The sequence below is a fragment of the Candidatus Dependentiae bacterium genome, from assembly GCA_040878395.1.
Lineage (GTDB): Bacteria > Babelota > Babeliae > Babelales > Vermiphilaceae > JAKBEL01.
Window position 1 is genome coordinate 75813 of the sequence record JBBDMI010000005.1, and the last position, 14928, is coordinate 90740.

The window sequence follows — 14928 nt, forward strand, 5'->3', positions numbered from 1 at the left end:
AAGCATACTCAATTAGCCACAGACAAACAAAATGATGACATTACAGAACTCACTATGCTATAACCAAAAACACAAGGAGAACTAATGATTTTCAACAACAAAAAAATAGTAATATTACCCCTTTTTTTCATACACATACTCAATGGCATGCACACAACTAATCAACATTCTTCATCTAATAGTAGCAAAGAAAAACCGGCTGCATTTGATACACACATAAAAAAAAATCACATGCAACAATTTACAAAAAAATGGAAAAACCCTGAAATCAAACTTTCATTGCCACCACCATTAATGGGCACACAAATGGGAACGGTTACCACACTTGGAGCAAAACCACTTGGCTATACCTTAGATGGCAACGTAAAAGTTTTTCATCTTATTGCACAACCGATCGAAAAACAACTTGCCGATGGCACTGCAACACCTTCATGGAAACATTTGATTCCCAAAGAAAACCTTGAAGGTTTTATGATGCATCATCACAACATTAAAAAAAATATAAAATGTTGGGGCTTTAATGGCTCAATGCCCGGCCCGACAATTGAATGCACCGAAGGTGATCGCATTCGCGTTGTGGTAAAAAACGAACTGCCTGAACCAACCTCCATTCATTGGCATGGCATTTTGTTGCCCAATGATCAAGATGGCGCAGCACCCGTAACACAAAAACCTATTTTTCCCGGCCAAACATTCACCTACGAATTTACCTTATATCAATCGGGCACATACATGTATCATTCCGGCTTTAACATTATGAAACAAGATCAAATGGGTGTTGTTGGTATACTCGTTATTCATCCAAAAGTTCCTGAACACAAGATCGATCGTGATTACGCAATTTTACTACAAGAATGGGCGCTTCCTGCCGGTAGTGATTACATTAACATTGCAACAATGGATTTTAATTGGTTTACCTTTAATGGACTTTCTGCACCACTTATTCCACACATGTTTGCAAAACAAGGTGAACGCATTAGAATTCGTCTTGCAAATATCAGTATGAATAGTCATCCGATTCATATACATGGATTTGTGTGGGAAGAGGTTGGCACTGAAGGGGGCCCAATTGCAAAATCCGCACGGCGCAAAGGGGCAACCATAAATGTGCCACCTGGCACAACACGTGATGTTGAATTTATCGCATGGAATCCGGGATTATGGCGTTTCCATTGTCATAAAATTCATCATGTGGTCAATGCACACGTTGAAGTTCCGATGGGGTTAATGGCACACGGAAGTATGTTCACCATGCTATATGTTGAACCAAAAGATCCAAAAGCTCCGTGGCAACCACCAACTAATGAGGAAAAATAAATGATGCTGTTTATCACCATTATACTATTAGGGGTACTATCCGGTTGCAGTCAACCATGCCATCAATTCAGCACACGAAAATCATTCAATAAAGTAAAAAAAACAACCCGTATCAATTTAGCACCTGATACGTTATTACAAGAAAAATCTTATTACACCCTTTTGGCAATTGAAGATACACAAGTGACCACATTATCACTACAACAAGCGATTTCATTGGCGCTCAAAAATAATCCGGGACTGCAAGCAACATTCAAAGATTTAGGCATTGCACAAGCGGATTTGGTACAAGCAGGTTTATTTACCAATCCTGAACTGTCAGCTCTCTTCCGATTTCCTCATCGCCAACAAGATGATATGAATATCGAAATTGATGCACCATTAATTAATCTTGCAGATATGTGGCATGTGCCGCTTGCCAAACAAGTTGCCCAAGATGAACTTGAAGCAATAACCAAAGATGTTTTAGAAAATATACTACATGTTTACGCTGAAACAAAAATCGCCTATTACAAATGCCTGTTTGCACAACAAGCATATGATCTCGTATTGCAGACCATAGAGACCGTTCAAAAAATGTTCGACTGGATCAAATATCGCTATGAATTCGGTTATGAAACTGAACTTGATATAAAACGCGCACAGATAAAACTGAAAAATTGGCAATCAACCAGTTTTGCATATCATGCACAATTGCATAATGCATTTACCCATTTAACCACATTAATCGGCACCGATATCAGCCCTGAACCATTCACCTTAACTGATGAATTGGAAACTGAAAAACATAAAATCCAACCATTGCCTAAATTTGAACAACTTGCATTATGCAATCGCCCCGAAATCCAAATGCAAGAGATGAAAGTCAAAAAAGCCTATCACAACATTTCTTTGCAACGTGCATTGGCACTCAAAGATGTACGCGTTGGCGTCAGTTATAAATTAGACTTTGAAAAACAACAGGGTACCGGCCCAAGTTTGAATATGCAAATTCCATTTTTCGACTGGAATCAAGCACAAATTCAACGTGCAAAAGTGGAAGCTGAAATGCAGGATAAGATATTCTTGCAAACAAAACGTAATGTGATTTCTGAAGTGCAAATGCACTATCGCTCATATCTTGCAGGGCTTGAAGAGATTGCACTGCATGACGAGGCATTGAAAATCTACCAAGAAGCAATCGCATTTGCAGAACAATATGCAGATAAAATGATGTATTCTCGCACAGTAATTTTCCAAACCACTATCGATTTTCTTGAAGAACGCATCGCCTACATGGAAAAACATTTTGAAGCACACAAAAACTTCACCATGCTCGAAAAAGCCATAGGCAAACAGATTTGATTACATTGTTTAACTACAGCGAAGTATCGAAGGATAAATTTAAATAATACAAATAATTTCATGTTGCTTCCTTCGATGCCTTTCGACAGGATCAGGACAAGCAGAATGAGAACTTAATACCTTTTTTGTCATTCCTACGAAGGCAGGAATCCACTAATAAAAATTCTCCTTTTTTATATATTAACCTTCCAAAAATGATCAATCTCTACTATTTATAAAAATGAACTTAATATCTCGCTTGATGAGCTGCATGCAATAAAAAAACTTGTATTTTAATCTGTGCGAAATCATATTGTACCTGTTGAGGGCCCTCAGATTGAGAGCCCTTCTTGATTTTGAAGATAACGTTATCTTTTTTGCAACAATGCAATGCGTTCGTTAATTTGTGCAATTCGATACTCAATTATCATTTTATTAAGCATACTTGCCCAAGGCTTAATAATAGCAGCGATTCCACAAGCCCCTGTCATTAATGAACCCATTAAACCTACACAAAACGGTCCTCCGCGAGGATCACTTCTAGGAACACCATCCATGTTTTTAGCACAATATGAGCCAAAACGATAAGATAACCAACAGCACAATACTCCGGCCGCAGTACATTCAAGTATATAATCAATTGCATATTGATGATCCTGTTTTGCTATTTCTAATCGTGCTAAATCATATTCCAATAAATCGATCGCCTGAGAATTTTGCGGGCGCACATCATGTGCAAAAGCTGTTTGGCTTAAAAACATGAAACAAAATATGAAAAGTAATTTTTTGTGCATAGAAACTCCTGTAATAGAAAAAATATAAATATATATAATATATAGGATATCATTCAAAACATTTATGTCATTGGTTAAATGATCCATACCATCTTGCATTCATATAAATTACGTTTACACTATTTACATATTAAATTTAGTTTTTATCAAAGGAATTCCATGCACAAAATTAAAACATGTATGTTAGTTACACTCTGTACCATAACTTCTTTATCTTATGCAAATGAAATACCGAATATCAGCTTCGGTAATGTAGCTGAAAAACTGGAATATGATTTAGCAACTTGGAAAACACGTGATAACGCTGTCAGAAGCGTTAGAAATTGGAGCTGTGTGTGGTCGGTCTTATCACTAGCTGCATTTATAGGAACTCAATATACTAATCCAGAGTTTTATTATGAAATTAGACGCAATCCTACAACAACACCTCCTGACGTAATTGTAACTACAGTAAAAGCAATGTGTTTTTTTAGCCCCATATTTTTTACAAGCTGGGCAGCATCACAGTACACCAATGCACAAGTAAGTGAACTTGAAAGAGCAGTTCAAGAATATATCAAAAAATCTGAGCAACAAAACAAGTAACCAAGGATATCCATGCGATCTTATAAAAATATTTTCTACATTTTTTTTCTAAACATTTTATATACACAAAACCTCATCTGCGCTGACTACAGATTAGATTTAAACAAAGCGCCAAGCAATGAAACCGTTACTTTAAGTGAATGGTATCAAGGAAGAAAAGTTCTTTGTTTAGCTTATAAGGATCCACGCTACCCTAAATACGTTGACCAAAAATTTGCTCAAAAAAGGAAAGAGTTAGAAAATGCCGGTATAACTACCATCGAAGGCGAACCGATGTACGTCCGATTGCACAGAGATTATTTAAAAGCAAAAAAACTCATGCGCAGTGGCAGAAATGTTGATCTTAACCCCGAAATAAAGATCAATCTCCAAAGGCAACTATTCGCCGATTTACCGCCTGCATTAAGAGAGGATTTTCTCCATCATATTCACGGTGAATTTGATAAAGTCCGTTCAAATGTTTATTTATTGCATGGTCCTCCCGGTGTTGGTAAATCATTATCTGCAAAGTTATGCGCTATACTCACTCAAAGACCAATGATAAGAAGTTATCCCCTATCTATTCCAACTGAATGGAAAGACTCTGAAACTGAAAACATTACATCATTACTTCGTCCTATCGTAACAAGCCAAGACCCTTGGGTTATTATATTCGAATTTATTGAAAATATTAAAAAATCATCTGAGCATGAACTGATTGCTCAATTGCGTAAAAACAAAAACAAAAATGTGATCATCATCGGCACGACAGATGACCTTGCTGCTATTTCTCCAGCACTTCAACGATTTTTTGCCAAAGGTATATATGAAATACCTCTTCCAGATTTCAACTCAAGAAAAAACATAATTGAACTTTACTTAAAAGAACACAAACTAGATTATCCAGCTACCTTACCAAGTTATATAGCAAAGCGAACCAAAGGATTTGCTGGCAAACAGTTAGACCTTTTAATAAGGAAACTTTACTACTTAACTCATCCCCACCTAAAACCAACACATAATGATGCCCTAAAAAGCATTCAAAAATATAGAGCACAAGTTCGAAATCGTGGTTGTTTGAGCGGTATCGGAGAATATCACTTACAAGAATTTTTAGATTCTGAATATTTTTATCCAACTGTTACATGCACTACAATTGGCGCTCTAGCTATTGGTGCGATGTTATTACTAAAAACAAAAGAATCGGAATAACATGCAATCTTGCATAACTCATCTTCAAAATATAAATAGGGCCCACAATTGTGAGCCCTATTTGTTATCAACTGCTATTTAAACTTATTTACTAATCAGCTGAATAATCTAATTGCATATCAAGAAGATGCCTATCTAGCGCTTCTACTTTTTTTGGTTCAAGCGCTTTAACAACTTGTTCAGGAGAGTCATTTTTTGGATCAAATGCGACATTATGTTTTGCCAATTGGCCATCTACAAAACGAGATGCTCTTGAAACATATACAGGATCACCCTTTTTATCACTATTCACAAACGGACGTCCTTGACTCAATGATTGTCTATATTGTAAAAAACCAAGAACATTCTGTCTTGAAGCTGTTCCTGCTGTACGAGCTACCTTTGACAAGGGACCACTAAACGCAGCCTCTACTGCTACTGTCATCAATGAAAAAAAGATTACGAATACTTTATTACTTAAATTCATAAACATTCCTTATATTATATATTAATTAAATAGGTTTCTTTATTCATACTACAGTCAAATTATTTCTTGCTTTACCGATATTTTGCCAAAAATTTTAATATTTGCTCCTTCACTTCATCATTATATTTATTCAATACATGTGCTCTTTCAGGATATAAAATTAATTCATGTTCAGCTTTTCTATCACCACTCTCTTTTCTTTCTGTGAGTAAATTATCTAATTTTATAGATTGATTTGTCGGAACAATAGGATCTTCAAATTTTTGTCCATCCCTTTGTCCTCCTGCATGCATGAGAAGCATTGGAATTTCATCCATTATCTCCGGATACTCAGAAATAGAACGTTTTTCAGACTCTTCAATAAAATTATCAGTAAAATTTTGTCCTAGCGCGTCCTCCAATAAAGGCTTTACAATCCGAGGATTCTCTTCAACCCAAGATTTCACATCACTTGCTCCGCCAATGCCAACATAAGCTTTTATTGGCAAACGATTTTTTAATTCTTGAATGGTACGATAGGCCATAATGCTTCCTCTAGAAAATGCAACTAAGAAAATATTTGACATATCAATTACGTCCATTTCTTCTGCTAATTCTAACAACTTTATGTTATCTGCAACCTCTTTACCACCAAATTCATCTGCCACTTTTTTATCAATAGAACCACGATATTGTGAAGCTAGTACGGCATAACCATTTTGGGCTAAATATATCATTTGATCCATAACGGTCATTAAATCTATTTTTCCATAATCTCTGTGCCCACCACGACTATAAAGAACCAATGGATGTTTTTTTGCATCTGTATTTTTGGGCAATAAAATAAAACCTTCAACTTCATGACCATCAACTTTGTACTTTATTTTTTTCACATCAACATCTTTAAGATTTTTATACCGTTCAAGATATTTTTGATAATTCTCTTCAGATCTAACCATTTTTTTTTGAAGATCATCAAGCTCGTCAAACGCTTCCGGAATATATTTATTTTTAGATACCAACATAGAAGAATACTTTTTATTTTCATTAGATGTTTTATTTTCTTCTGCTTGCACAACCTCATCTAAGATAGACTCTTCAGGACTTAAAAGAAAGTTTTCATAAGAAGGAAATAATTTTTGATCTTGATATTTTTGCAAAAGACTAGGCGCTTCCGGGCTAAGGACTTGGCTACCTTGAGCCGGGTTTTGATAAGCAGATGAACCTACGACTACGTATGAGCTGGTCATAGGCATTTGTCGATTAAAACTACTTTGTTGTAACTGCGATCTAGGTCCATACGTTTGCGTTTGCACCGGCAAATGAAGACCTGAAGCAGCCAAAGCCGATTTTGCTCGTAATTGAACCATAGGATATGGAACACGCATAGATGAACGCCCTGCTGTGCGAACTACAGGCGCAATACCAGTCAATAATAATGATCTAGCATGCTGCGCAGCCGTATGTACAGGAGAAGCTATGAAAATAGCTAAAACAAGCAGTATTGGTATCATAAGAGTCCCTTTTATCTGTCACAATATTTTGTAATACCCCTATAACTCATATTGCTACCACTAATGATACCAAAAAAAAGAGTTTTGTGTCAATTGGAATTAAAAAGATGTTGTGACTCCATAGAAATGTCACATCAAAACTCTTTAGAAATATCACACATGAAAAATGGCTAAAAAAGGTGTAAAGAGATCCCCTCTTTGTATTAGGATTTTTTAATAACAAAAAACAAAAAATACCTAAAAAAGAGGGGAAAATTGTGATATTACAGGAGGAAATTCGTATGAGTAGAAAGGAAGTAGACCAAATCACTCTGTTTGAATCTATAAAAAAAGCAGAAATAACGCAAAAAAAAGCTGCAGAGTTTTTAGGGTTAACTCGAGAGCAGGTATGTCGAAAATTCAAAAAATATAAACAAGGTGGCCCTGAAACGTTAGCCCATAGAGGGCGCGGTAGGCAGAGTAATCGAAAAATAAGTGATCTTACGCTTAAAAAAATTAAAAATTTACTGATGACTACTTATAAAGGATTTGGGCCAACATTTGCAGCAGAAAAGTTGTTAGAATACCATTCAATTAAAATTGATCATGAAACGTTACGTAGACTAATGATTAAATGGGATATTTGGTATGTTCGTAGAAAGAAAAAAGAGAGGCATGTGTGGCGTGAGCGCAAGCATTGCTTTGGAGAGATGTTACAAGTTGATGGATCATATCATAAATGGTTCAATGATTCTTACAGTACATTATTAGCTTTAATTGATGATGCAACAGGAAAGGTAGAATTAATGTTTGCAGACCAAGAAACAATACAAAGTTTATCTGAAATTACAAAGACCTATATAAAAAAACATGGCATACCAAGAAAACTTTATACTGACCGGGGTAAAGTGTTTAAAGTCAATATACATAATGCGAAAGGAAAGAAAAAAACTCAATATGAAAGAATGTGCGACGAATTAGGAATAGAGTTTTCTCATGCTTATAGTCCTCAAGCTAAAGGTCGAGTCGAAAGGCTTTTTGGTACTTTGCAAGATCGACTATGCAAAGAACTGTCATTACAAGGTATCAAAACAATTGAACAAGCAAATAAGTTCTTGAAAGAAAGATATATGAGTCTTCATAATGAACGTTTTGGGAAAAAGCCTTATAATAACCTTGATTTACACAGGCCTTTTAGTGATTATGATCTTGATTCTATCTTCTGCATCAAAGAAAAGCGTATATTAAATAATGATTACACGATCAGGTATAACAATCGATGGTTTCAACTTGAAAAAAAACAGTCAGTAACCTTACAATCAAGAGCTACTATTACAGTGTTAAGAGCATTTGATGGCACTATTCGATTGAAATTTAAAGATAACAAACTTTTATTTAAAGAAATATTTAAAGAAAAAGAATTGCCTCGACAAGAAAAACTTATTGAGAATACATCGGATAAACGTGTTTATGGGCATCCTCCTAAGAAAAATCATCCTTGGAGATCTTTAGGCTCTTTAACTAAAAGAATTAAGAAGTGTGACATTTCTATCGAGTTAAAAAAGTGATATTTCTAAAGAGTCGCAACATTGGAATTAAAAAGATTGTTGTAACTCCATAGAAATGTCACACATGAAAAATGGCTAAAAAAGAGGGGGAAATTGTGATATTATAGCAGGAAATAAGCATGAGCCCTACATAACTTTTAAGAGCTTTCTACCAAATACGCTTTCTAATCCTCTATGCCCGTATTCATCCATATAGTGTGTAAAATATGACGAGCTTTCGAACATACAACGATAATTTTAAAGTTTGATTAACCAATTAAAATTAGGCAATAGGCAAATTCAAGCCTTTGCGTAACAATTCTGAATAATCTTTCAGTGCTCTTGAAAGATCCATCGCACTTCCCAAAACCAATTTACCATCTTACAATGCAATTTCATCTACTATATCGGGCTTTTTACTTATAACAGAATCTTCATCATAGTGAACTTTTACCGGCTTCCAATCATCAGATCCTGTGTTCATCCACACCGTATGTAATAACTGTCTATTATTCGGATTAAAATTAAGATTTAACCCTTTAAAATTATAGTCTTTTATGCCTTCTATTGTTTTTAAGAAAGCTTCAATTGAAAGTGGCCCATCAATTTTTTGCAGTATTTCTATAAAAACTGTAGCATTCATATAACCTTCTAAACTCACCGTATCTATCGGCACTTTATTTTTTTCAGCATATTTTCTAAAATCTTGCACTATTTCAAGATTTTTTGCTTCAGGATTTGGGGTAACCTGAACTCGTATCACACTTAACCCCTTTTCTTTAATGAATTCATCAAACTCTTTTTGAGTAAGAATGGTATCACCAAACAACAATTTTTTCTGTAAAAAATCAGCACCTAATTTATTGAGTAGTTCTTGGCAAATTCGAGGAGTACCAAACAATGCTATGGCATCAGGACTAAAGTTTTTTATCTCTGGAACACTTCCTTCTAAATCCAAAGAATTTGGAATAAATGATATTTCCAGAAAATTATTAATTCCAGATTTAATAAATGATTCTTTTGCGCCTTTTATTAAATCCTTCCCCCATAAATCATCCTGATAAAAAAATGCAATTTTTTTATCAGGATTTTGTAATATATTAGCTATATATTCGCCAAGGATCCGTCCATTATCATAATATGAAGTTCGTAAATGAACCAAATATTCAAGCTCACTCGAATGAAAAGCTCCGGTATACGGAAAAATACTCAGTACTTTTTTTTCTTTTACCAAATCTAAATATCCTGTAAGAACTGGAGTCCCCCACGAACTCAATACCACATTAGTCTTAAAATCATTTAGTAATTTTTTTATATTAGCTCTGGCTGGTTTTGCCTCATAACCATCATCAAGATAAATCATCTGCAGTTTAATGCCATTCAATCCGCCTTGTTTATTCAGTTGATCAATAGGCAAATTCAATCCTTTTATGAACCGCCTTGTCATCATATTAAATTGCTTTGATAAATCCATAGTACTTCCAATAACTAAATTGCCATCTTGCAAAGCAGAGATTGCTTTTGGCATCAATGCAACTTCCTGTTTTTTAAGCTCCTCTTGTTTTGGCTGCTCTTGCTGCACAAGAACACACCCTTCTTTGAGTTCATTATTTTCTTTGGTAATTTTTACTAATTCATCTTGCAACTGAGTAATTTCAAGCTGCTGCTTATCAGGAATCTGCTCACCGGAAATAAGATAAAACGGACGTTCTTTTTTGAAACCATCAAAAGTGCGCACATCTTGATGATACAAAGTCAATGTCCAATCAGAAAGTTGCTCTTTTGTTTTTAGTACCACAAATGCATCATCAAAAAATTGATATAAACGTCTAAAACTTGCGGTGGGGCTGGAAACGACTGACCACTGTGTATTCTGTTTATCTTTACTAATAAAAGCCAAACCATTTGAATGTGTATATTTTGTAGAACGATCTTCTGCATAAATATATGCTGCAACTTGTGCACTTACATCAGTTTCTTGGCGCGTCTTTTGCAATAAAGATATTATCGGCTTGGAATACAGATCAAAAAAGAAAGGAAAATCGGATTCATCAAGTTCATTAACTTCCGGACCAAAAAATGAAATCCGTACAACTTTTTTTTCTTTATCTGTTTGCTCAGGTGGAATGAGATATAATGCAAGTGGCAAGGTCCCAAAAAAATTACGCAATGTGTCGGCAAAAGGAACTTTTTCAGTTGAAAATTCTCGTGCTCGTACGGTCAATTCACGCCCAAGCCCTGCTTGCATCCATTGTTGTTTATCCTCATAGTCCCCTTTAAGATAAAAAATCTTTTTTGGGTTTTTTTTCATTAACTGTAAAATCAATGTCATCGTTTCAATGATATACGGCGATTTGTTAACCACATCACCATTAAATACAAAATAGGTAACCGGCTGCACAATATTTAATTCATTATCGATGACACCTTGTTGTTGCAACTCTTGCAAGCACCGCACAAAAGAATGAAAAGCTCCATTCAATTCACCCCAAATAATAAATGAACTGTCAGGAAGTGGCGTCATTTTTTGTATTAATCTTCCACGTGAATAGGTTTTTTGGCGATACTCCTCTACCTCATCAAGTAATTTCTTAAATGTCTCAATAGGAAATACTTTATAGGTAGAAAACCCAAAAAAATCCCCCACTTTTTGTACTAATGAAGGCAGCATCTGTTTATGAAACGAACTGTATACAGGATTATGCCAATCTTCTATATCATTTGCAGGATACTCCGGCATCGCATCCGCATACTGTGAAAATTCATTCAGTGTTGTAAAAGATGCTTGTACACCAGACGTCAACATAGCCAAAAATATATACAAAATTATCATTTCCGAAACCTCTTGCTACATTACTCAATAGTGTAATTTAAACGTAAAATAAGATAATTAAGCAAGAGTTTTGTTTTTGATACAAAGAGTCAACAAAAAACAGCACTCCATCTGCCTTTCCCTGTCAAAACAGCTAAAGTATTCAAATAGAAAACATCTGGACGCCTGAAGACAAAAAAGTTCTCTATACCGCTTGCGCTTTTTATCATATCTGTCATAATTAATTTTAGTTATGGTTATTTTTTTAACTAATTTTTAATTATATTTTTTTTTACAAAATGGAGGACGTAACTATGTTAAGTTACAACAAATCTTTAAAAGCGCTCTTAGGAGCAGCAGTGTTAATCAGTTTATCTCAACCAATGCACGCTGCAGATGGCGGCAAGAACTTTTGGGCAGAAAATAGCGGATCTATTTTTAAGGCTAGCATGTTTGCTCTTGGAGCATTTGCAGGCTATTTCGTCGGTGAACAATACAATGCACTAGAGAGATCAAATGAATACCTTTTGCAAGAGAACAAAAATTACAAAACAAAAGACGAAATGATCAAACAATCTGAAAAAATAAACAAAGCCGTTGAAGAATATATAGCAAAACAAGCTGAAATGGAAAACGCAAAAAAATAAAAAACAATTTTTTATACTCACTAAAATTGAGGAATCAAAATGAAACCTAAATGTATGATCTTAACAAGCATGTTATTTGCTAGCTGTTTGCAAGCTGCAGATACCAAAACTTTTAGCAAGCCTACAAGCAAGCAAGAAAAAAAAGAAAAAGGAAAGGGAAAGCAAGAGCAAAAAGAACCCTCCAACGCTACACAAACTCATGGAGAAAGCGCATCTACATCATCCGATACAAATAGCACTCAACCACCGAGTTCTTATTCAATCGCATCTCATTTAACTGCCGAAATTTTAATAAAACTAAAAGAACATGAACGAATAATTACTGATCTAAATGTTGTAATGAGCTTATCGCAATTAAGCAAAGAGCTGTCAGAATCTGAAATCAGAGATCTCATTACTATCCTTGTTAACCAAAGCAAAGATGATAAACGAATAACAGTTGAAATGATTGAACGTGCCATTAAATGGTCATCTAATAATCCAAAAGAAGATCCCTCGGAATTCAATCCCGAAAACTTAGATGGGCCACAACAAGAACTCTCTATTTGGCACACAGACATAAAACCAGGAATAGGCTACGCGACCGTTGGAGCTATAGCTTTTTTTATACTTAAAAGAACTGTTTTCAATAAATAAATTTAAAATACTTATCAAAAGGTATAACTATGAAATTTAAAATTCCGATATTACTCTGTGTATTTTTTTTAATACACAGCATCTATCCAGCTGACACAGGTCCTTGGAACGCTAGATCATACATTTCAGAACTTAACAGTTGGCTTTCTACATGTAAAACATTGTTTCCTAGATGCACTATGTTAGAAGCTTGTGCCCTTATATTAAAACATCGCAAACTGCCTTTAGAAATTACAAGCTCATCCCCTGCAGCATCTAGTAATGAGACTACAGATGTCCCCTTAGAAGCTTATGTACAATGCCTACAACAAGAAAATGACGCAATCGAAAAAACATACCTACTTTGCAAGCCTCAGGATACCTGTGCATTATTACTAGAAAAACTTGATCATCAAACGACAACAAAAGACGCACAAAAAATATTAAAACATCCTAATGCCTCAAAAAGCATATTATGGCCATCTATAAATAATATTAAATCTGTAACAGAGGGACTTCAAAGATGGCATAAAATTTGCCTAGAACTTGACCCCGAATGTAGATTTATCGAATGCTGCAACCTCATTCTTACACATCAAATGAAAACAGCGTTAAAAAACAGATTCGAAAGAAACATTCAAAGTAAATGCATGGAAGCCTTAGAACAATCTTGTAATTTCTTAGAAATGGCAATCGAAACTGAAAACTACAAATTTGAAGAAGCATGCGCTTACAGTATTACTTTTCCTGGTATTACTTTGCCTTTACCAGCATTACAAATGCTAAGCAAAGAACCACAATATGTAACTAATTACAAAGATTTCATCAAAGAATTAAACACAGCCAAAGAAGCGAACATAACCAAAATGTGCTGTAACATTATAGCTCAACCGCAAATGTCTCACACTTGGCAACAAGTAGCTTCTGCTAGCCACTCACTTAATTTAATTACTGAAATGATTCGCCATAAGCGATATATGCACTGCCCTAAAGAAAAGCTCGCTTTGAGCAAAGGCTATCTATTGCATGGCTATCCGGGAGTAGGCAAATCAAGTGCAGCTCAAATGTTCGCCATGCTCTATCAACGCCCATTTGTCAAAATTAACTGTGCAGCCATACAAACAAAATGGCAAGCTTCTTCCGTTGAAAATCTTGATAAGCTATTAGCACCAATTATCCAAAGTAATGATCCTTGGGTTATTGTTCTTGAAGAGCTAGATGCACTCCAAAAAACTAAAAGCGCCGATTCCGATGGACGCTCAAATGCCCTTACGCTGCTTCAAAGCTGGATGGACGAAAGTAAAAATCCTAATTTAATAATAGTAGGAACTTCAAATTATCTCAAAGAGATTCCAGATTCAGTTTCAAGTCGCGTACGCATCATCCATGTACCACTGCCAAAATATAACGCTCGATCAGTAATTGCTCAAGCATATCTGAATGAAAACGAAATAAAATACAATAAAAACATTGTACATATTATTGCAGAAGAAACCGGTGGCCTCATACCAGGAACAACCGGCCTTACAGGAAGAGAAATTCGATTAATTGTAAATGAACTTCACCTTTCTATTTGTGACAAACTTTATAAAAAGCACCTTGAAGGTATTCCTCCAGAAATGCCTCGCATTGCAACTGAAGAGTTAACACAGCTCGCCATAAAAAAAGTAAAGGGTGAACTATCTGCTGGCAAAAAACCATTAACAATCCAAGGCAGAAAATGGAAAGAATTTAGAGAATCACCTGATTTCTGGCCAGCAGTAAATGCAGGCGCAACCTATACTGGACTTGTATGGTCCTTCATTCAAGGTGCTTATGGCATGCATATGTCATCTCAACAACTTGACATCAGCAAACAACAAGCTGAAAATAGCGATGCTCAATTACTAATCACTTTATTTAAAGACAAAAAAGATAAAGAATACACTGAAAAAACATTTTGGGGAAAAGGCGTACGATCAGTGAAAGGCGATAATAAAGTTCAATCTAATTCGTGGTGGAACTTGCCATGGAGGTGGTGGTCACTGAGTGAACGTACTGAATATACAGACCAGGAAAATATGCTTCATCCATATATTAATAAACTCGCCGAACGCGCCGCTACTCAATGTATGCTTGAAAAAAAATAATAATATTTACTGCATAAGGCATCAAATTTG

The 14928-nt window shown here is 35.2% G+C and carries 12 protein-coding genes; 8 read left to right on the top strand and 4 right to left on the bottom strand.

Translation table 11 applies throughout. The annotated features are described in order from the left end of the window. The first annotated feature begins 84 nt into the window (after positions 1–84). Together WD055_01860 and WD055_01865 are read left to right on the top strand one after the other, a co-directional pair. Positions 85–1317 (top strand): copper oxidase, encoded by a 1233-nt coding sequence (locus tag WD055_01860; GenBank protein ID MEX0848946.1) that lies wholly within the window; start codon positions 85–87, stop codon positions 1315–1317. Continuing rightward, the gene (locus WD055_01865; GenBank protein ID MEX0848947.1) at positions 1318–2661 is read left to right on the top strand and encodes a TolC family protein; all 1344 of its coding nucleotides are present in this window, start codon (positions 1318–1320) and stop codon (positions 2659–2661) included. A gap of 347 nt (positions 2662–3008) precedes the next feature. Here the strand turns inward: WD055_01865 and WD055_01870 are convergent, their stop codons facing one another. Next, positions 3009–3434, bottom strand: a complete 426-nt coding sequence (locus WD055_01870; GenBank protein ID MEX0848948.1) for a hypothetical protein — start codon at positions 3432–3434, stop codon at positions 3009–3011. Positions 3435–3593: 159 nt separating this feature from the next. Between WD055_01870 and WD055_01875 the strand changes: the two genes are divergently transcribed. Beyond that, positions 3594–4019: a hypothetical protein gene (locus tag WD055_01875; protein MEX0848949.1), complete on the top strand. Its 426-nt coding sequence runs from the start codon at positions 3594–3596 to the stop codon at positions 4017–4019. 12 nt (positions 4020–4031) lie between these two features. Next, entirely contained in the window at positions 4032–5210 is a 1179-nt protein-coding gene (locus WD055_01880; GenBank protein MEX0848950.1) for an ATP-binding protein, read from the top strand. 91 nt (positions 5211–5301) lie between these two features. On the opposite strand, the gene WD055_01885 is transcribed toward WD055_01880, so the two are convergent. Together WD055_01885 and WD055_01890 are read right to left on the bottom strand one after the other, a co-directional pair. Continuing rightward, complete coding sequence (locus tag WD055_01885) at positions 5302–5676, bottom strand: hypothetical protein (protein ID MEX0848951.1); 375 nt, start codon at positions 5674–5676, stop codon at positions 5302–5304. A gap of 71 nt (positions 5677–5747) precedes the next feature. Then, entirely contained in the window at positions 5748–7169 is a 1422-nt protein-coding gene (locus WD055_01890) for a prolyl oligopeptidase family serine peptidase (GenBank protein MEX0848952.1), read from the bottom strand. 281 nt (positions 7170–7450) lie between these two features. On the opposite strand from WD055_01890, the gene WD055_01895 reads away from it, so the two are divergent. After that, complete coding sequence (locus tag WD055_01895; protein MEX0848953.1) at positions 7451–8716, top strand: ISNCY family transposase; 1266 nt, start codon at positions 7451–7453, stop codon at positions 8714–8716. A 361-nt stretch (positions 8717–9077) separates the two neighbouring features. Here the strand turns inward: WD055_01895 and WD055_01900 are convergent, their stop codons facing one another. Beyond that, positions 9078–11501, bottom strand: coding sequence for an ABC transporter substrate-binding protein (locus WD055_01900; GenBank protein ID MEX0848954.1), 2424 nt, complete (start codon positions 11499–11501; stop codon positions 9078–9080). Between the two features lie 320 nt (positions 11502–11821). Here WD055_01900 and WD055_01905 point away from each other — a divergent pair, with 320 nt between their 5' ends. From WD055_01905 to WD055_01915, 3 genes are read left to right on the top strand one after another with little or no spacing between them, the layout of a single operon-like run. Next, positions 11822–12154 carry a hypothetical protein gene (locus WD055_01905; protein MEX0848955.1) on the top strand — a complete coding sequence of 111 codons (333 nt, stop codon included), beginning with the start codon at positions 11822–11824 and terminating at the stop codon, positions 12152–12154. Positions 12155–12193: 39 nt separating this feature from the next. Further along, a complete protein-coding gene (locus WD055_01910) occupies positions 12194–12790 on the top strand; it encodes a hypothetical protein (protein ID MEX0848956.1) in 597 nt (198 codons plus the stop codon). A 29-nt stretch (positions 12791–12819) separates the two neighbouring features. Continuing rightward, the gene (locus tag WD055_01915; GenBank protein ID MEX0848957.1) at positions 12820–14898 is read left to right on the top strand and encodes an AAA family ATPase; all 2079 of its coding nucleotides are present in this window, start codon (positions 12820–12822) and stop codon (positions 14896–14898) included. Positions 14899–14928: the final 30 nt, after the last annotated feature.